16 protein-coding genes and 3 tRNA genes are annotated in these 19,094 nt (G+C 34.6%); 5 read left to right on the top strand and 14 right to left on the bottom strand.

Annotation, left to right across the window (positions count from 1 at the left end; genetic code table 11):
* Window positions 1–106: 106 nt before the first annotated feature.
* The 5 genes from CKV65_RS07630 to dnaG all read right to left on the bottom strand — a co-directional run bounded on the left by CKV65_RS07630 (window position 107) and on the right by dnaG (window position 3,479).
* Window positions 107–181: transfer RNA gene (locus CKV65_RS07630), tRNA-Ile, on the bottom strand.
* A gap of 11 nt (window positions 182–192) precedes the next feature.
* Window positions 193–268: transfer RNA gene (locus CKV65_RS07625), tRNA-Asn, on the bottom strand.
* 18 nt (window positions 269–286) lie between these two features.
* Window positions 287–362, bottom strand: a tRNA-Asn gene (locus tag CKV65_RS07620).
* Between the two features lie 144 nt (window positions 363–506).
* Window positions 507–1,646: an RNA polymerase sigma factor RpoD gene (gene rpoD / locus CKV65_RS07615; protein WP_027890242.1), complete on the bottom strand. Its 1,140-nt coding sequence runs from the start codon at window positions 1,644–1,646 to the stop codon at window positions 507–509.
* Window positions 1,647–1,682: 36 nt separating this feature from the next.
* A complete protein-coding gene (gene dnaG, locus CKV65_RS07610; protein ID WP_027890243.1) occupies window positions 1,683–3,479 on the bottom strand; it encodes a DNA primase in 1,797 nt (598 codons plus the stop codon).
* Window positions 3,480–3,750: 271 nt separating this feature from the next.
* On the opposite strand from dnaG, the gene CKV65_RS07605 reads away from it, so the two are divergent.
* A complete protein-coding gene (locus tag CKV65_RS07605) occupies window positions 3,751–4,878 on the top strand; it encodes an acyltransferase (RefSeq protein WP_081654855.1) in 1,128 nt (375 codons plus the stop codon).
* 39 nt (window positions 4,879–4,917) lie between these two features.
* Here the strand turns inward: CKV65_RS07605 and brnQ are convergent, their stop codons facing one another.
* From brnQ to cobU, 5 genes are read right to left on the bottom strand one after another with little or no spacing between them, the layout of a single operon-like run.
* Window positions 4,918–6,261, bottom strand: coding sequence for a branched-chain amino acid transport system II carrier protein (brnQ, locus tag CKV65_RS07600; protein ID WP_027890245.1), 1,344 nt, complete (start codon window positions 6,259–6,261; stop codon window positions 4,918–4,920).
* A 23-nt stretch (window positions 6,262–6,284) separates the two neighbouring features.
* Window positions 6,285–10,073: a PolC-type DNA polymerase III gene (locus tag CKV65_RS07595; RefSeq protein ID WP_027890246.1), complete on the bottom strand. Its 3,789-nt coding sequence runs from the start codon at window positions 10,071–10,073 to the stop codon at window positions 6,285–6,287.
* Window positions 10,074–10,087: 14 nt separating this feature from the next.
* Window positions 10,088–10,735, bottom strand: a complete 648-nt coding sequence (locus tag CKV65_RS07590; protein WP_027890247.1) for a histidine phosphatase family protein — start codon at window positions 10,733–10,735, stop codon at window positions 10,088–10,090.
* Window positions 10,736–10,749: 14 nt separating this feature from the next.
* Window positions 10,750–11,514, bottom strand: coding sequence for an adenosylcobinamide-GDP ribazoletransferase (gene cobS, locus CKV65_RS07585; protein ID WP_027890248.1), 765 nt, complete (start codon window positions 11,512–11,514; stop codon window positions 10,750–10,752).
* A 16-nt stretch (window positions 11,515–11,530) separates the two neighbouring features.
* Window positions 11,531–12,076: a bifunctional adenosylcobinamide kinase/adenosylcobinamide-phosphate guanylyltransferase gene (gene cobU, locus CKV65_RS07580; RefSeq protein ID WP_027890249.1), complete on the bottom strand. Its 546-nt coding sequence runs from the start codon at window positions 12,074–12,076 to the stop codon at window positions 11,531–11,533.
* A gap of 134 nt (window positions 12,077–12,210) precedes the next feature.
* Between cobU and CKV65_RS07575 the strand changes: the two genes are divergently transcribed.
* The gene (locus tag CKV65_RS07575; protein ID WP_027890250.1) at window positions 12,211–13,146 is read left to right on the top strand and encodes a bifunctional riboflavin kinase/FAD synthetase; all 936 of its coding nucleotides are present in this window, start codon (window positions 12,211–12,213) and stop codon (window positions 13,144–13,146) included.
* On the opposite strand, the gene CKV65_RS07570 is transcribed toward CKV65_RS07575, so the two are convergent.
* On the bottom strand, window positions 13,128–13,760 hold the full coding sequence (locus tag CKV65_RS07570) for a hypothetical protein (protein WP_036254736.1): 633 nt from the start codon (window positions 13,758–13,760) through the stop codon (window positions 13,128–13,130). The genes CKV65_RS07575 and CKV65_RS07570 overlap by 19 nt on opposite strands.
* A 237-nt stretch (window positions 13,761–13,997) precedes the next feature.
* On the opposite strand from CKV65_RS07570, the gene greA reads away from it, so the two are divergent.
* Window positions 13,998–14,480, top strand: a complete 483-nt coding sequence (gene greA / locus CKV65_RS07565; RefSeq protein WP_027890252.1) for a transcription elongation factor GreA — start codon at window positions 13,998–14,000, stop codon at window positions 14,478–14,480.
* A gap of 37 nt (window positions 14,481–14,517) precedes the next feature.
* Window positions 14,518–16,011 carry a lysine--tRNA ligase gene (gene lysS, locus CKV65_RS07560; protein ID WP_027890253.1) on the top strand — a complete coding sequence of 498 codons (1,494 nt, stop codon included), beginning with the start codon at window positions 14,518–14,520 and terminating at the stop codon, window positions 16,009–16,011.
* A gap of 77 nt (window positions 16,012–16,088) precedes the next feature.
* Here the strand turns inward: lysS and CKV65_RS07555 are convergent, their stop codons facing one another.
* Window positions 16,089–16,685, bottom strand: a complete 597-nt coding sequence (locus CKV65_RS07555; protein ID WP_027890254.1) for a sugar O-acetyltransferase — start codon at window positions 16,683–16,685, stop codon at window positions 16,089–16,091.
* A 117-nt stretch (window positions 16,686–16,802) separates the two neighbouring features.
* On the opposite strand from CKV65_RS07555, the gene CKV65_RS07550 reads away from it, so the two are divergent.
* Window positions 16,803–17,696: an AraC family transcriptional regulator gene (locus tag CKV65_RS07550; RefSeq protein ID WP_027890255.1), complete on the top strand. Its 894-nt coding sequence runs from the start codon at window positions 16,803–16,805 to the stop codon at window positions 17,694–17,696.
* Window positions 17,697–17,730: 34 nt separating this feature from the next.
* Here the strand turns inward: CKV65_RS07550 and CKV65_RS07545 are convergent, their stop codons facing one another.
* Both CKV65_RS07545 and CKV65_RS07540 read right to left on the bottom strand, forming a co-directional pair.
* Window positions 17,731–18,603 carry an IS3 family transposase gene (locus CKV65_RS07545; protein WP_095197700.1) on the bottom strand — a complete coding sequence of 291 codons (873 nt, stop codon included), beginning with the start codon at window positions 18,601–18,603 and terminating at the stop codon, window positions 17,731–17,733.
* The gene (locus CKV65_RS07540) at window positions 18,579–19,091 is read right to left on the bottom strand and encodes a helix-turn-helix domain-containing protein (RefSeq protein WP_095197699.1); all 513 of its coding nucleotides are present in this window, start codon (window positions 19,089–19,091) and stop codon (window positions 18,579–18,581) included. The genes CKV65_RS07545 and CKV65_RS07540 overlap by 25 nt, the downstream gene beginning before the upstream one ends.
* Between the last annotated feature and the right edge of the window lie 3 nt (window positions 19,092–19,094).

The following is a 19,094-nucleotide window of genomic DNA, read 5'->3' as shown; positions in this document are numbered from 1 at the left end:
TTTTGAAATTATAATTACGCCTTTAATATATTTTAGATTAATTTGTTTGAAAAAAATAAAAAGCCTTCATTAAATTAATAATGAAAGCTTGTATCATCTTTATAAGTGGTGGGCCCACCTGGATTCGAACCAGGGACCAACCGGTTATGAGCCGGGGGCTCTACCGCTGAGCTATAGGCCCAAAAATAAAAATGGCTCCTTGAGTAGGACTCGAACCTACGACCGATCGGTTAACAGCCGATTGCTCTACCAACTGAGCTATCAAGGAATTTGATATGTTAGAAAATGGCTCCTCGAGTAGGACTCGAACCTACGACCGATCGGTTAACAGCCGATTGCTCTACCAACTGAGCTATCGAGGAATGTCATCGCCAACGAAAATTATTATAATACAATATAGAGTTTCTTGTCAACAGTTTTTTAAAAATTTTTTAGAAAAAATTTTTTGTTTATTTATTAGAAAAACCGTCTATGAAATAAATAAACATAGACGGCGTATGACGGTTTTATTCCAAGAAATCTTTTAATTTCTTGCTGCGACTTGGATGACGCAATTTGCGAAGAGCTTTTGCTTCAATCTGACGAATACGTTCGCGTGTTACACCAAAGTTCTGGCCAACTTCTTCTAAGGTGCGAGCACGACCATCGTCAAGTCCAAAACGTAGACGTAAAACTTTTTCTTCACGTTCTGTAAGAGTATCCAAAACATCCTCTAATTGTTCTTTGAGAAGAACGAAAGATGCTGCTTCTGCTGGTGCTGGTGCATCATGGTCTTCAATGAAATCGCCGAGATGAGAATCTTCTTCTTCACCGATTGGTGTTTCTAAAGATACTGGTTCTTGAGCAATTTTCATGATTTCACGAACTCTGTCTACACTAACATTCATTTCTTTAGCAATTTCTTCTGGGGTTGGTTCACGTCCGAGAGATTGTAATAATTGACGAGAAACACGAATTAATTTATTGATGGTTTCTACCATGTGTACAGGAATACGAATTGTACGTGCTTGGTCAGCAATAGCACGAGTTATTGCTTGACGAATCCACCAAGTTGCATACGTACTGAATTTATATCCTTTATTGTAATCAAATTTTTCTACGGCTTTAATAAGGCCAAGGTTACCTTCTTGAATTAAGTCTAAGAATAACATACCGCGGCCCACATATCGTTTTGCGATGCTGACAACAAGACGTAAATTAGCTTCTGCAAGTCTTTTTTGTGCTTCTGTGTCGCCTTCTTCCATGCGTTTTGCTAATTTGATTTCTTCGTCAGCGGATAGTAAAGGCACGCGACCGATTTCTTTGAGATACATTCTAACAGGGTCATCGATATTAATACCCTCAGGGATACTAAGGTCGATATCAATATCATCTTCATCTTTGATATCGGAAGTATCGTCTTCTGGCCCAATATCACTGCCATTATCAATAATGTCAATGCCACGTTTGGTGAAAGTATCATATAATTCATCAATTTCATCCGGACTCATATCTACCGATTGAAGGGATTCCATGATTTCATTATAAGTTAAAACGCCAGTTTTCTTACCTTTATCCAATAATTTACTTACTGCATCTAAGCTAGCAGCTGAATTAGATGTATTTGTATCTTTAACGGCTTTGACGGTTTTTTTTGTTTGAGCCATTATTTGCATGCCTCCTTCAAAGTAATAATTATATGATTATAAATTATCCATTTGTGTTCTTAACTGTTGAGTGATTTTCAATTCATCTAAAAATCTGCTGTCACCGTTGCGTTGCAACTGGTCGGCTAAAAGACGGTGTTTTTCATAATTATTGTTTAAATAGTACCGCCTCAAACGTTTTAAACAGTCTTCAGTAAATTGTACATCATCAGTAGTAGATATTTCTTCTACTAAACAATGTGATAATTCGCTGTAGGCCGCTTCACTGAGTTTTTCAGCGGCATCGATATCAGTGAAAGCAAGATTATCCTGATTATTTTTTGACATATACGAGAGAATTTCACTATGAAGCTTGTTAGGAAATTCCGTAGCAGGAATTACACTTAAAACGTAATCTAAAACACCTTGTTCATACCAAGATTTTTTTATTAAATAACGCCCGGCCAGAGTGAGGGCGTCTTTTTTATCTGGTATGATTTTGCGAGTATTATTACCCGGAAGAGAATTAACTTCAGTGTAATTTTTAAAAGAACTCTGCCGTTGCAAGTCACTGCGGATAACGCCTTCATCTATGCCCAATACATTGGATATGCGAATAATATATTCATTGCGTTCAACAGCATTAGATATATTTGCTAAAAGCGGCATTAATTGATTTATGGCAGATAATTTGCCTTCTAAAGTGTTGCCGTTTGTATTTTTTAAAACATATTGCAGCTGAAATTCCATTAGCGGTAAAGCCTTATCAATTAACGTATAAAAAGCTTTTGCACCATGTTTTTTGACAAATTCATCAGGGTCTTTGCCGTCTGGAATGGATATAACGCGGACATTAGCACCACTGCTTGAAGCTATGGCTAATGCACGCATGGTAGCATTTTGACCAGCATTGTCACTATCGTAGCAAAAATAAATATTAGGACTAAAGCGTAAAATTTTACGACATTGCTGAACAGTGAAGGCAGTACCTAAAGAAGCGACAGCATTGGTAATGCCATAACTATGAAGTGAAATTGCATCCATATATCCTTCAACAACAATAGCAAAATTTTGTTCTTTTATAGCTTTTTGTGCTTGGTCTAAACCAAAAAGTAAATAACGTTTATTAAAGATAATAGTTTCAGGTGAATTTAAATATTTAGGTGAATCAGCATTAGTGATGATGCGTCCACCAAATCCAGTAATATGTCCGTGTTCATCAGCAATAGGTATTATTACTCGATTGCGAAAACGGTCATATGCCTTACCTGAATCCTTTATGGTAACTAAACCAGATTTAGCTAAAAGTTCTTTAGGAATACCTCTTTTGATAAAAGAAGTGTATAATTTGTCCCAAAGATTAGGGGCATAACCTAGTTTAAATTGTTCTATGATATTGGAATTTATCTGACGAGTAGCAAAGTATTCTCGACCAGGGGCACCAAGTGCTGTTTTGGTTAAACAATTATGAAAAAAAGAACCTGCCAATTCATGTATTTTAAGCAAATCATTGCGTTCTTGCTCTTCCGCCAACTCGTGTGCGTTCTTGCGATACGTTGGAATAGGAATGTTTAATCTCTGTGCCTGCAATTTGATGGCCTCGTAATAAGATACATTTTCAATTAATGATAAAAATTTAAATACATTACCACCTGCATGGCAGCCAAAGCAATAAAAAAATCCTTGTTGCGGAACTACAGAAAAGGAAGGTGTTTTTTCATTATGGAATGGACAGCAGCCCCAATATCGATTTCCTTTTTTCTTCAGATGAACGTAACTTGAGATGACAGCCAGAATATCTGAAGAAGAGCGTACTCGCTCAACAAAATCATCATGCACACTGGTTGTGCTCATATAACTCACCTTTCAATAAAAAGCTGCTAAAGTAAAAATCAATTTACGGCATAACATACATATATTCTATTTAAGTTAACGAAAATCCTTCTTTTTTTTTAGAAATAACAAATTTTTTTTTAGAAATTTACAGAATCGTGATTTTCTATCTATATATTCCATATTTAGCGTTAAATATCCTGCATTGTACATACATTTTATAGTGGTTGTTGTTTTTTTAGTAGGGATTTGCTATTATGAATGAAATGAATTTAACAAATGAGGGGTTTTTGTGAGGATAAGAAAAGAACGAATTCCTGCCATAGAATACATGCGAGGTATATCTATGCTCGGTGTAGTCGGTATACATGTTGGTTCACAATATCTTGTAAACAATCCGACACCTAATTTACAGCTATTAGCTTTGTATGAAATCGTAACGCGATTTTCTGTGCCGATTTTTTTCTTTATTTCAGCATTTGGTTTATTTTACAATCTGGATTTAAAAGAAAAGTTTTCCTATAAAGCTTTTATGAAACGCAGATTTAAAACGGTATTGATACCGTATTTAGTTTGGTCGATATTTTATATTGCGCATTATACATTGACACACCATACGCTTATTTTATTGCATCCGTTAAATTTAATCGGAATTTTGTTTTTTGGTATGGCATGTTATCAACTGTATTTCATGGTCTTATTGATTTGGTTTTACGCATTGATGCCGCTTTGGATATTCATGGTAAAACGAATGAATTTGTGTTTGTTTGTCATACTGTTTGTAGCTCAGATGGCATTTGACTATTATTCTAGTTTCATTATGAATCCGTATGGAATTCAAAATGAGTTTATAAAGTCAATTTTTGTATATCGCTTGAACTATTGGGTTGTGCATTATGTTTTTATTTTTGTATTGGGTGGCTACATAGCAGTTCATTATGACAGATTTAAGCTATTTATGCAAGAAAAACTTAATCAAATTCGTATATTTGGTCTAATCAGTCTTATTGGAATGGTAGGTTATTATTATTATTGCATTTATGTAAATGATTGTTCACCAGAAGCTGCTATAAATACAGCACATCAATTATCACCAGCGGGGCTAGTATATACACTCGGTGCGACTATATTCTTATTTGCAGAATTTCAATACGGTGTGTTATCGAGAATTGGAACGGGAGCTTTTTCAATATTGGGCAGACATTCATATTTTGTTTATTTAGCTCATCCTGTTGCAATAACGTATTTGGCATTGTTCATGGCAAAATTTAATATTGTGATGACGGCTGTTCACTCTATGATTTTTTATGTAGCAGTCGTTGGTTTTACACTTATAGCTGCTATTGTGATTAGAAAACTCAGTGCAGAAAAATGGCCGATTATAAATGAACTTACGATTGGCATTTATAAGAAGAAATAAAGAAAAGCTGTTGCCTTAAGGCAGCAGCTTTTTTACATTTTATTTTTTTGTTAAAACTGTGATGACAGTACCAATCACTAAACCGATTATGGCAGGAAGTATCCAGCCCATGCCGATATCGAAAAATGGAAGTGTATTGTGGTAGATTTCAATTATACTGCTTATAGCAGAAGCTTTATTGAGTCCAAATGGTAAAGCATTGAGCATATCACCGATAGCAGCGATTAAAGTGAGGATTGTTGTGCATACATAGATATAACGGTGATAACCACAAATTGCGTCAATGAAAGCTAATAAAATCAATGTGATAGCAAGTGGATATAATAGCATTAAAATCGGAATAGCTAAATAAATAATACTGGTCAAACCAACATTACTGATTAAAAATGAAACGAGTGTAATCAGATATACGTATGATTTATAAGATAAAGTATTAGGATATAATTCGCTAAATGTAGTAGAACAAGCAGTTATGAGACCGATTGCTGTTTTAAGGCAAGCTACAGTTACTGTACTAGCAAGTAAAATATGACCGAAAGAGCCAAAATAATATGTGGAAATATCAGCGAGAGCAATACCGCCATTAGCTGAAAGTGGTAATTGTCCTAAGCTTGTAGCACCGATATAAGATAAAGCACTGTAGATAATGCCCATTAAGATTAATACTACGATACCAGCTTTTAGTGTGCCGAGTGCGATATCTTTAGGATGTTTTAAACCTAAATCATACAGTGTATGAATTACAATGATACCAAAAGCAAGAGAGGCTAAAGCGTCCATGGTGTTGTAACCTTCAATGATACCTTTTGTTAAAGCTTCATTTTGGTAAGCACCTTGTGCAGCCATATCAGCTGGTGAACCCATAGGATTTATAAATGCCGTTACGATTAAAATAGCGAGAAAGACGAGGAATAATGGATTGAGGAATTTACCAATCCAAATTATTATTTTGCCTGGTTTTAAAGCGAAGAACAATGCTAATAAGAAAAATATTATGGTGAAAACAGCAAGATAAATTGTCTGCATAGAGCTATCTATATGGCTGGCAAAACCAATTTCAAAGGAAACGGCAGCAGTACGTGGCAGAGCAAAAGCAGGACCGATGGATAAATAAAGGGCAATTGTGATAAAGTGAGCGTATGTTGTATTTATACGACTAGCTAAATCAAATAAGCCATTGCTGCGAGAAACGCCCATAGCTATGATGCCAAGAAATGGAAGACCGATAGCAGTCAGCATAAAACCGATATTGGCAGCTAAGATATTGCTACCAGCTTCTTGACCTAAGTGTACAGGGAATATTAAATTCCCTGCACCGAAGAACATGCCAAAGAGCATAGAGCCGACAAGTATATATTGAGATAAAGATAGTGTTTGTTTCATTATAAAGTTCCTTAATTTAATTTTTAGCTAAAGAGTGCGATTTGGTCATTTTCCTGAAGTCCATTGAGACAACCGTGTTCACGCAAGCTTTCGATAATAGTTGTAGTCAAGCTAGCACGTTTTTTCAAATCATCAATAGAAGTAAATTCGCCATCTTTGCGAGCTTGAACGATATTATTAGCAGCTGTAGTGCTGATACCAGTTAAAGCTGTGAATGGTGGAAGCAGTGATTTTTCATGCAAGATGAATTTGCTAGCACTCGATTTATATAAATCAACTTTTTCTACAAAAAATCCGCGTAAATACATTTCCCAAGCTAATTCCAAAATTACTTGGAAGCTTTTATCTTTTACGGATAATTTCTTTTGTTTTTCCATGGCGATGATTTCATCTAATTTATCGCGTACAGCCTGTTTACCGCGTGAGATGATATTAGCATCAAATTCAGCGGCACGAATGGAAAAATAAGCGGCATAAAAAGCGAGTGGATAATGAACTTTGCAAAAGGCAATGCGATATGCCATCATAACGTAAGCTGTAGCATGAGCACGTGGGAAGAGATATTTTATTTTTAAGCAAGAATCAATGTACCATTGTGGAATGCCACCGTCTTTCATGACTTTAATATCATCTTCACTCAATCCTTTACCTTTACGTACTTTTTCCATGGTTTTAAAGGAAAAGAGAGGGTCAAGACCGCTGTGAATTAAGTGCATCATTATATCATCACGACAAGAAATAGCATCGGATACGGTACATGTTCCATTGGTGATTAAATCCTGCGCATTGTCGAGCCAAACGTTTGTTCCATGTGAAAATCCACTGATACGCACTAAATCACTGAATTTTTTTGGTTTAGTATCATCAAGCATTTGACGTGTAAAAGGCGTGCGAAATTCTGGAATACCGAAAGTACCAGATGTAGCGCCGAGTTTTTCCGGTGTGACGCCGAGTGCTTCCGTAGAAGAAAAGATACTCATGGTAGCTGGGTCATCAAATGGTATGCTTCTTGGGTCGCGATGTGTGACATTTTCGAGCATTTTAATTACAGTTGGGTCATCGTGTCCTAGTATATCGAGTTTAACAAGACGACTGCTAATGGAATGGTAATCAAAGTGTGTCGTTATCGTATTTGTATCATTATCGTCAGCTGGATGTTGAATTGGTGTAAAGTGATGAACATCCATATTACGAGGGATAACCATGATGCCACCAGGATGTTGACCTGTGGTGCGTTTTACACCGGTGCAACCATTGACAAGGCTGTTTATATAAGCATCGCGTTTTTTTATACCTTTTTCATCGAAGAATTTTTTTACATAGCCATAAGCTGTTTTATCAGCGACAGTGGCAATAGTTCCAGCGCGGAATACATTGTCTTTGCCAAATAATTCTTCTGTGTATTTATGAGCAACAGGCTGATAATCACCGGAGAAATTGAGGTCGATATCTGGAACTTTATCGCCATCAAAGCCCATGAATACGGCAAATGGAATGTCATGACCGTCTTTAATCATTTTTGTGCCACAATGTGGGCAGATTTTATCTGGCATATCAAAACCACAGCCATAAGTGCCGTCTTCGACAAATTCGCTGTGTTTGCAATATGGGCAACGCCAATGCGGTGGCAATGGATTTACTTCTGTTATATTTGTCATAGTTGCGACAAATGAAGAGCCAACAGAACCACGAGAGCCTACGAGATAGCCGTCATCAAGTGATTTTTTTACGAGTTTGTGTGCGATTAAATACAATACAGCAAAACCATGTCCGATGATGGAGTTAAGCTCTAATTCAAGGCGGTCTTGTACGACTTTTGGCAAGTTTTCACCGTAAAGTTCGCGTGCTCTAGCGTAAGACATATCGTGAATTTGTTCATCTGCGCCAGGTATCATCGGTGAATACAATTCATCAGGAATTGGCTTGAAGACTTCTACCATATCAGCGATTTTGCGCGGATTGGTAACGACTGCTTCATATGCTTTTTCTTCGCCGAGATAAGAAAATTCCTTGAGCATTTCTTCAGTTGTGCGCAAGTATAATGGTGGTTGTTTTTCAGCATCGGCAAAGCCTTTGCCTTTCATTAAGATAGCGCGATAAATGCTGTCTTTGGCATTTAGAAAATGAACATCACAAGTGGCAATTAGCATTTTGCCAAGTTTTTCAGCGAGTTCAGCGACTTTTAAGTTTATGTTGATTAAATCCTGTTCTGTTTGGATATTAGGGAAATTATCATTATCGCGCAGTAAAAAGGCATTGTTGCCGATAGGTTGAATTTCCAGATAATCATAAAATGAAGCGATTTCCAATAATTTATCATCATCCGCACCAGCAACGATAGCGCGAATTAACTCGCCAGCTTCGCAGGCAGAACCGATGATTACTCCTTCACGTAATTCTGAAATTATTTTTTTCGGCAAACGTGGTCGCGATTTGTACAGATATTTTAAATGGGATAATGAAACCATGCGATAAATATTGTGCAGTCCAATGGAATTTTTAGCCAACATTATGATGTGATTTGCACGGCGCTGTTGGTAATCGTCGCCCGTTAAATATCCTTCAATACCGTAAATTATCTTGATGTCTTTGCCTTTAGCTGCTTTCATGGCTTCTGGGAAAGCTTGAACAACACCGTGGTCAGTGATGGCAATGGCTGGCCAGCCCCAACGAACAGCAGTATTGATTAAATCAGTGGCGGACACGACAGCATCCATATTACTCATATGAGTATGGGCATGCAATTCAACGCGTTTTTCAATAGCCCTATCTTCACGTTTTGGCAGTTCTGACATAGCGATATTATTTGGCATCATCACATAGTCATTTAAATAGGAGTCAAAACGGATTGCGCCTTTGATTTTTACGATATCAGCTTTTTGTAGTGCGGAATTAACTTCTGTAAATTCATCTTTTGTCTTTAAGAATACTTTACAGGAAATACCGTCTGATTCATCAGCGAGGTCGAATGTCAAAAGAATTGTTCCTGTGTTGAATTCGCGTGTATTTATATTGAAGATACGACCGCGCAATGTGATATTTTTCATTTCACCATCAATGCTGGTGATTTCAATTGGTTCATCAGAAATAGTATCAATAATCAATTTGCGTTCTGTTTTAGAACGGCGGAATTTTGGTTGATTATTATTAAAGCCGTTTTCATTGGTGTTTGAAGTTGTTTGAGTTTTAGTTGTATGATGAACATTGCTTTGAGATTGTTGTTGCAATTGGCGCAGGTAATTTTCCTTTTCGATATCGCTATCGAGTGGATTTACCATGGTATTGATAGGGATATTATTTTCATTATCGATACGGCAAATGACTTTGCAAGGGCAATGTACCATTGCTTGAACAGCATGAGTGATTGTTTCTTCAACATTATGAGAGCGCAAGATATCCTCAATATGAGAACCTTTAAAATCAATCATGATGCGATTGCCATCAACGCTATGAGTAGCTTGTGTCAAAATGCTGTAAAGCGTTGGATTAGTGCCAGCGGCATTTTGAATTATCGTTTGCCAATGGCGTGTAACTTCTTGTGGTAAATCGATTATATCTTGATAAAAAATTACATTAGGGATATTGCAGCGATGTGAAATATAACTTGCTGCTTTTGTTAGCAATTCATCAGGAATACCGTTGTACGTTTGCATGAGGATTTCCCAAGAATTGTTGTTTAAATCGATTTCTACGTGTTTTATGGAAGCTTCCTGTAATATCTGTTTTTCTTGTGGAGTTGCTGGGATAGCTTTTAAAATTTGGCGGAATTTTTCACCGCCATTTTGCGGTAAAATATAAAATTTCTTATTCATAATCAGCCTCTAAATTAAAAACGTCCAGGTTTGGATTGTTTGACAAGACCGAGATGAGCTGTGCTATTTATGAGCTCAATATTGTATTTTTCGCCAAAGAAAGAGATGATGTTTACAGCTGTATTATCTTGACGGAGTGCCCAAATATAGCGAAGTGGCATATGCAAGATATAGCTCAGTAAAGCGCGAAGAATACCGCCATGAGCTGTTATGACAACGACTCTATCTTGATTTTCTACCGTGTTTTCAGCAAGAATATCTTTAAGTGCAGATTTTGCACGTTCTTGCACTTGAATAAATTGTTCTCCTTTAGGAATTACGACTTCATCAGGACGAGAAAAAAGCATTTCTATTTCATTTGGCCATTTAGCGTGGATTTCATCATAAGTTAAACCTTCCCAAGCACCGAAGTTTATTTCACAAAGGCGTTTATCTGCTTTTATTGGTACATGAAATTTATCAGCAATAGTTTTCCCTGTGATAAAAGCGCGGTCTAAAGGACTGCTGTATACAGCGTCAATATGTTCAACGGGAAAATTTTCCGCTAATTTTTGAGCTTGCATAATGCCTTCTGGTGATAATTCTGTATTAGCTTGACCTTGGAAGCGACCAGAACTATTCCAGAGTGTTTTGCCATGACGAACTAAAATTACTTTTATCAAAAAAAAGCCTCCTCTTATAAAATAAAAGTTTGAGCAATAACAAAAATAAAAAGCACTACAAATTCACCAAGTTCAGTTGTAGCACCGTAGACATCGCCAGTCAATCCACCTAAAAGATGAGATACATAGCGATTAAAGCTATACATTATCAGCGTAGTTAAAACGTAAGCAATAATAGCTATTTTACCTAAAAGAAGGGAAAGAAGGCAAGTAAAAAAACCAGCTATCAACATATCTTTTTGGCTTGAATACTGGTGAAATGCCTTGCCAAGTCCTTCTTTGCGAGCATAAGGAAAATGTACGACAGCATTACTCATGCAAGCGCGAGGAATGATTGGCATCAAAAATAACGCAGTCAATGCGACTGTAGAGTTTAAGTCTGAGAACATGGCAAATTTGCCGATTAATAATAAGATTAAAGAAGTTGCACCATGAGCTCCAACTCGGCTATCTTTCATTATTTCTAAGATGCGTTCACGCTTTCTACCCGATAAAATGCCGTCCATAGTATCAGTAAAGCCATCACAGTGGAGTGCACCTGTTAAAAATATATTTAAGGCAAGAAGAATAAAACCTATTAGAAGAGTGGATAGATTAAAGTTGTATTGTGGTAATAAAAAATAGATTACATAACCAAATATAACGTAGATTATACTTAAGATAGCCCCGATAAATGGGAAAAATTTTACGCTGCCACCACAGGCTTTTTCTGACCAATCGAGATTTTTCTTTACGGTGATACGCGTTAAAAATTGTAGTCCTACTAAAAAATTATTCATTAAAATATACTCCTGATTATTTTATTTGAAGTGGTATACCAGATACGACTAGATAAACTTCATCAGCTGTTTTAGCTATTTGTTGATTGCAAAGACCAGCTAAATCTCTGTATTTGCGAGCAAGTTCATTTTCTGGCACGATACCAGCACCGACTTCATTTGTTACAAAGACACAAGTTTTATTCGTAACACTGCGCACCGCGGAGATTAATTCCTTCATTAACATAGAGACATTATCAGATAAATCGTCTAAAGAAAGGCTTTGAGCTTCTTCTTGGCATAAGTAATTACTCAAATACAAAGTTAAGCAATCAAACAATATTGTATCATGCGCTTTAAATGCTTCTTGTATCGCTTCATGCGCATTAAACGGCGCTTCAAATGTTTGCCAATTAGCAGGGCGACGCTGGCGGTGTAGTTTAACGCGGTAAGCCATTTCATCATCAAAAATTTGAGAAGTGGCAATATAAGCTATATCCTTGCCAGTGTGTGCAACGTAATTTTCAGCAAATTTACTTTTACCACTACGAGCTCCGCCAGTGATTAAAACGATTTTTCCCATGGATAAAAAACAACTCCTTTGTAAATTAAATGCAATAAGTTTAAAATTAATTAATAGCACAACATTTAAATATATGATATCCTTTTAATATATTTAATATATAATGAAATTTTATTATAAAGAGGTTAAGATAAATGAAAATTTTTTCTTCGCTTTCAGATATAAAAAAATCGGATTTTAAAGATAAAAATTTAGCTGTAGCTTTAGGCACATTTGATGGTGTGCATCTCGGTCATCAAAATGTCATCTGTGAAGCTGTGAATTTAGCTAAGAAAAATCACGGTGAAAGTGCTGTTTTTACATTTAGCAATCACCCGCGTTCAGTGATTTTTCCCAACAATAAAATGCCAATAATCAATGATACTCTAGCTAAAATTAGAGATATAGAAGCATTAGGCGTAGATTATTTATTCAATGTTGAATTTACAGTGCAGATGAGCAATATGCAACCAGAAGAATTCATGCAAATGTTAGAAAATCATTTAGCTCCAAAATTTGTGGTAACGGGACCAAATTATACTTTTGGAGCTAAAGGAGCAGGTACGCCACAGCTTTTACAAAAAGAAGGCGAAAAATATGGATTTAAAGCGTATATGCATCATTTCGTATACTGTCAAAATAGCATGGTTAGCAGTACAGCTATTCGCAAAGCCATTTTAGATGGCGATTTAGCGAAGGCTAATAAAATGTTAGGCAAACCATTTAGCATTGATGAAGAAGTAATTCACGGTAAAAAACGCGGTCGCATGCTTGGTTATCCAACTGCTAATTTGGCAATAAAAGAAAATCGCATAATGTTGCCAAACGGTGTATACATCGTAGCAGCTTATGTTGATGGCAAGAAATACAATGCAATAGCGAGCATTGGTACTAATCCAACATTTAGAGATATAAGCCGTCGCGTGGAAGTCAATATCTTTGATTTCAATAAAGATATCTATGGTAAAATCATTCGCGTGGATTTTTTAGAAGCAATTCGCCGTGAAATAAAATTTACTTCAGTTGATGCTCTGTTAAATCAATTAAAGAAAGATGTACAAAAGGCTAAAGATTATTTTGTTACAGAATAACGGTAATTTATTTTAAAACCGCCACTTTTTACTTTGTCACCAGTTACAGCGGAAGTATCGATTTCTTTATCACCGAATAATGGATTTTCACTTTCATCTGTAGTATCATCTGGCAGATAAGCTGTTGTATCTTCAGGAAGTTCAATCGGTAGTGATGTTATGCGAAAGCTTTCCAAATAGCGGTCAGTTGGTTCTACCTGTAATAAAATGCGTTCATCGCCATTTTTATAAGCATAGCAAACTTGACCGTTTATGAATTGACGTTGCGTCTTGCCGAAAATATCTTCTATTTTATATGAAGTAGTACCATCTTTTAAAGTATCGCCGTTATTATACGTATCATCTATGATAACAATATCGACTACTTTTCCAGTATCAGTATTGATGCCGATTTTATTTTCATTTTTATAGATATAATAAGTTAATTTATTGCCCCAAGCATAATCTGATTGGTCATAACGAGGTGTGCCGAAGCGTTCAATCATCTTATTATAATCATCACCTAATTTTAAACCATTGTAGGAAAATTGTTGTGATGTGGGTGCAAAGGTCATTCCGAGTGAGAAAATAGCAAAAATGAAACAGGAAAGTAAAATAAATAGGCGTGTTTTCATAAAAAAGACCTCTTTTCGTGTAAAATCTAGGTGAATTTGTATTTCTATGTATAGTATAAAAAACTTGATTTACACTGTCAAAAATTGACAAAAAGTCTTAAAAACTATATAATATTTGCTGATTGTAAAGTGGTAGTGTCAGGCATTTGCTTGGCACTCTTCTATTATTATTAAAAGGTTTAATTTGATAAAACAGAGTATAAACTTGAATTTTTAGAGTGGAAAGGAAGCAGAAAAATGGCAGATAAACGCGTAGTTTTAACCGAAGAAGGCTTGAAAAAGCTCGAAGAAAAACTGGAATATTTAAAAAGTGTCCGTCGTTTGGAAGTTGCTGACCGTTTAAAAGCAGCAATCGCACTCGGAGACCTTAGCGAAAACTCCGAATATGATGATGCTAAAAACGAACAAGCTTTTATTGAAGGTGAAATCCTCACATTAGAAAAACAAATCAGAAACAGTGAAATCATCAAAGCTGATGTTTCTGGTGCTAATAAAAATGTAGTTCATCTCGGTAATACTGTAGTAATTAAAGATATGGAATACGATGAAGATGAAACTTACACAATCGTAGGTTCTACTGAAGCAGATACAACAGAAGGTAAAATTTCTAATGAATCTCCTGTAGGAGCTGCAATCTTAGGTAAAACAGTCGGAACAGTTGTTCAGGTAAAAGTACCAGCAGGTGTTTTGGAATATAAAATTATGGAAATCGTAAAATAATAGAAGATAAACAGATAAAAGAACAGGAGGAACCAAGTTGGCAAAACAACATGTAGAAGAAAAGCAACAAGACGTTAATGAACTCATGCAGGTACGTCGTAATAAAATGCAGGCTTTTATAGATAAAGGAATTGAACCATTTGGTCGTAAATATGATGTAACTCATCATGCACAAGAACTTTTAGACCAGTTTGAAACATTAGGCGAAGAAACTGTTGTACGCATGGCAGGTCGTTTAATGGCTGTACGTGGCCATGGTAAAGCAAGCTTTACAGTAGTTGAAGACCTCAGTGGCAAAATTCAAGCATATTTCCGTTTAGATAATCTCGGTGAAGAAAAATATGGCGAATTTAAATTATTAGATATAGGTGATATCGTAGGTGTTGAAGGTACTTTATTTAAAACACATCGCGGTGAAATCACTGTTAAAGTAACAGATTTCTCCATCTTAGCAAAATCTCTTCGTCCACTTCCAGAAAAATTCCATGGATTAAAAGACGTAGAAACTCGTTATCGTCAACGTTACTTAGATTTAATCGTAAATCCAGATGTTCGTCAGACTTTTATCGCACGTACAAAAATCATTAAATCCATTCGTAAATACTTAGATGACCGCAACTTCTTAGAAGTTGAAACACCAGTATTAAGCCCAATTGCTGGTGGTGCAAATGCTCGTCCATTCATCACTCATCATAATGCACTTGATATTGATATGTATCTCCGTATCGCTACAGAATTATACTTAAAACGTCTTGTAGTTGGTGGTTTGGAACGCGTTTATGAACTCGGTCGTGTATTCCGTAATGAAGGTATCGATATCAGACATAATCCAGAATTCACTTCCATTGAAATTTATCAGGCTTATGCTGATTACAATGAATTAATGGATGTAACAGAAGGTATCGTTCGTCAAGCAGCACTTGATGCTTGCGGTTCAACTACTATCACTTATGAAGGTACTGAAATTGATTTATCTTCTTTCCGCCGTGTAACTATGAATGATGCAGTATTAGAAGTTACTGGTAAAGACTTCAGCAAAGCACAGACTGTTGAAGACGCTCGTGCAATGGCTGATGAAGTTGGCGTACCAACAGAAGGCAAAAACACTATTGGCGAAATCATGTATGAAGTATTCGATGAAAAAGTTGAATCCACTTTAATTCAGCCAACTTTTGTAACTCAGTATCCAACAGAAGTTTCTCCACTTGCTAAACGCAATAAAGAAAATCCAGCATTCACTGACCGTTTTGAAGCATTCGTTTATGGTCGTGAACTTGCAAATGGTTTCTCCGAACTCAATGACCCAATCGACCAAGAACAGCGCTTTATCGACCAGCAAAAAGCTCGTGAAAACGGTGATGATGAAGCTCACATGATGGACCATGATTATATCACAGCTCTTGAATATGGTCTTCCACCAACGGGTGGTCTCGGAATTGGTATCGACCGTCTTGTTATGTTCTTAACAGACAGCCCATCAATTCGTGATGTACTTTTATTCCCAACAATGAAACCAATTGAAAATCAATAATAAGATATAAAAAATACCAGTAGATATTATTTCTACTGGTATTTTTTTATCTAAAGTTATTTTATGTTTGAAGTCTTTTAATCTTTTTTATTAATCTCACGAATGACTTTGCAGGGATTTCCCACAGCTAATGAATTAGGTGGTATGGATTTGTTAACGATACTTCCTGCACCGATTACTGAATTTTTGCCAATAGTTACACCTGGTAAAATTATAACTCCACCACCAATCCAGACGTTGTCTTCAATGGTTACTGGCAAAGCATAGGTGTTAAAAAAAGCATGGGGATTATCATAAGACCAATTTTTTAGTAAACGTTCATTGATATCTACTGGATGAGTAGCTGTATAAATTTGAACATTAGAAGCGATTAAAACATTATTGCCAATGGTTATTTTATTACAATCTACAAAAGTACAGTTAATATTGATAATTACATTATTACCGATAGAAATATGTTGACCATAATCACAATAAAAGGGCACATCAATTTTTACGTTATTGCCTATTTTTGCAAATAGTTCAGATAAAATATTTTCTTTTTGAATTGTATCTTCAAAATTAGTTTGATTGTATTGTTTAGTGAGTTTGCGAGCTTTAGCGATGATTGAAACTAATTTTTCATCAGTACAATTAAATTGTTGATCGTGTAAACATTTTAATAATTCATTCATAGAAACATATCCTCCTATTAATTTTCTTTATTATAGTAATTGGAATGTTTCATTTGTGTTATTATATAATTAAAATATATAAATATCTTGCATTTTTTATGAAGTGAGCGGATTTTAGTGAGAGATTTATTAATAGATAAAAATAAACAAGAATTAAAGCAACATGGTAATATACAATTTCCTTTTAGAATAGGTTATGAAGACATTTGGCAATATTATAATGGAAAATTTGCTTGTCATTGGCATAAAGAAATAGAGTTTACATATGTATATCAAGGTAGAATGAAATATCATGTTAATGATAAAATTTATGAACTAAAAAAAGGGCAATGTTTATTTGTTAATGCGAATACCTTTCATAGAGGAGAACATATAAATAAAGAAGAATGTAAATATTTTGCAATGACATTTAATGCACATTTTTTGGCAAATGAAGAAGAGTTGATTTATAAAAAATATATACTGCCTATTATTTATAGTAAAAATTTGGCATCTTTTATTTTTTTACCAGAAAATAAATTGGAAAAAAAGATAATAAAGCAAATAAAATATATCGATAAATGTTATCAAAAGAAAAGTTTATTTTATGAAATGGAGATAAAAGAGCATTTATTAAAGTTATGGCAAATATTGTGGGAAATTTTTGAAAGCGAAATTGAAATAGGTATGGATAAAAATTATTATAAACAATTAGTAAAAGTGAAACAGATAATAGAGTTTATTCATATACATTATGCGGAAAAAATAACATTAAAGCTTATTGCTAATAATATACATATATCTATAAGTGATTGTAGTCATAGTTTTAAAAAGTTTATGAAGGAAAGTGTATTTGAATATATTTTATATTATCGCATTCAACAGAGTTTATATTTATTGCAAAGTGATGATTATTCAATTATGCAAATTGCTTTAAAAGTGGGTTTTAATAGTAGTAGTTATTATAGTAAATTGTTTAAAAAATATATGAAAATGACTCCTAGAGAATACAAAAAGCTCTTGAATTACTGAAGATGATATGCACCCAAAATATTGGACATATTAATTAAGCTACTAATTGAGACTTAGTTCTGTATTCTACGGGACTAAGTCCTTTTAGTTTTATCTTTATCCGTTTTGTATTATAATATTTTATATAAGATTTTAACTCTTTTATAAAATCTTCAACGGATTTAAATTTTTTTAAATAGAACAATTCGCTTTTTAGCAAACCAAAGAAATTTTCTATTACGGCATTATCTAAGCAATTTCCTTTTCGGCTCATGCTTTGAATAATGCCTTTTTCTTTTAATAACTCCTGATATCTTCTATTCTGATACTGCCATCCTTGGTCTGAATGTAGAATTATTCCTTTTGTTTCTTTTATCTTTCTTGTTGCATCTTCTACCATATCTAATACTTGCTTTAGTATTGGTCTTTTCGATATTTTATAACTTATTATTTCTCCGTTATATAAATCTATTATTGGTGATAAATATATTTTTTCATTACATAATGCAAATTCTGTTACATCTGTTGCCCATTTTTCGTTTGGTTTTGATGCTTTGAAATTTCTATTTAATATATTTTTAGCTATTTTCCCTTCTTGCCCTCTATACGATTTATATTTCTTTGCTCTTATCTTGCATGTTAAATTTTCTTCTTTCATCAATCTCATAACTACTTTATGATTGACTTTTATTCCTTGTTTATGCAGCTGCAAAGTTACTCTTCTATATCCATATCTTCCATGATTTTTATTACAAATATTATGAATTAATGTTTTTAATCCTTTATATTTGTCTTCTTTTGATAATTTTTTTAATGCATCATAATATGTGCTTTTAGCTAATTTTGTATAGTTTAATAGGGTTTTTAGAGTATATTTTTTCCTTAATTTAGCAATTACTAAAACTAGTGTCTTCCTTCCTTTTCCCATTGCTTCATTAAGGCATGCCACTTTTTTAATAAGTCATTTTCCATCCTTAATTGATAATTTTCTTGTTCCAATTGTTCAACATAAGAAAGTTCTTTTTTAGGTTTGTTAACCTTATTTTTAGATTTAGATTTTTTCATAGATGGTCTACCTCGTTTCTTAGAAACTAAGCCAGAAAATCCATAAGAGCTATACAATTTTTCCCATGTAGAAATTGTACCAGTATTAGGAATGGAAAATTTGGCTGCTGTTTGATTTAATGATAAATGATGTAGCCATTTATATTCAATAACTTTTTGTTTAAAGATAGGAGTATATTTACGATTTTTATGAAGAAGTTGTGAAATGCCACCATTTTCATAATGAAATATCCATCTGCGAAGAGGAGCTGTATTTGGCATGTTTAGAATTTTAGCTACATGATAAATAGAATCTCCTTTTAAAACCATTTTAATTGCTTTAACTTTAAATTCATTTGAGTATTTAGTCATAAA

Origin of the sequence: Megamonas hypermegale (assembly GCF_900187035.1) — a bacterium.
Taxonomy (GTDB): Bacteria; Bacillota; Negativicutes; order Selenomonadales; family Selenomonadaceae; genus Megamonas; species Megamonas hypermegale.
The sequence above is the reverse complement of the archived record's forward strand: the minus strand, read 5'-3'. Positions and strand labels throughout refer to the sequence as shown.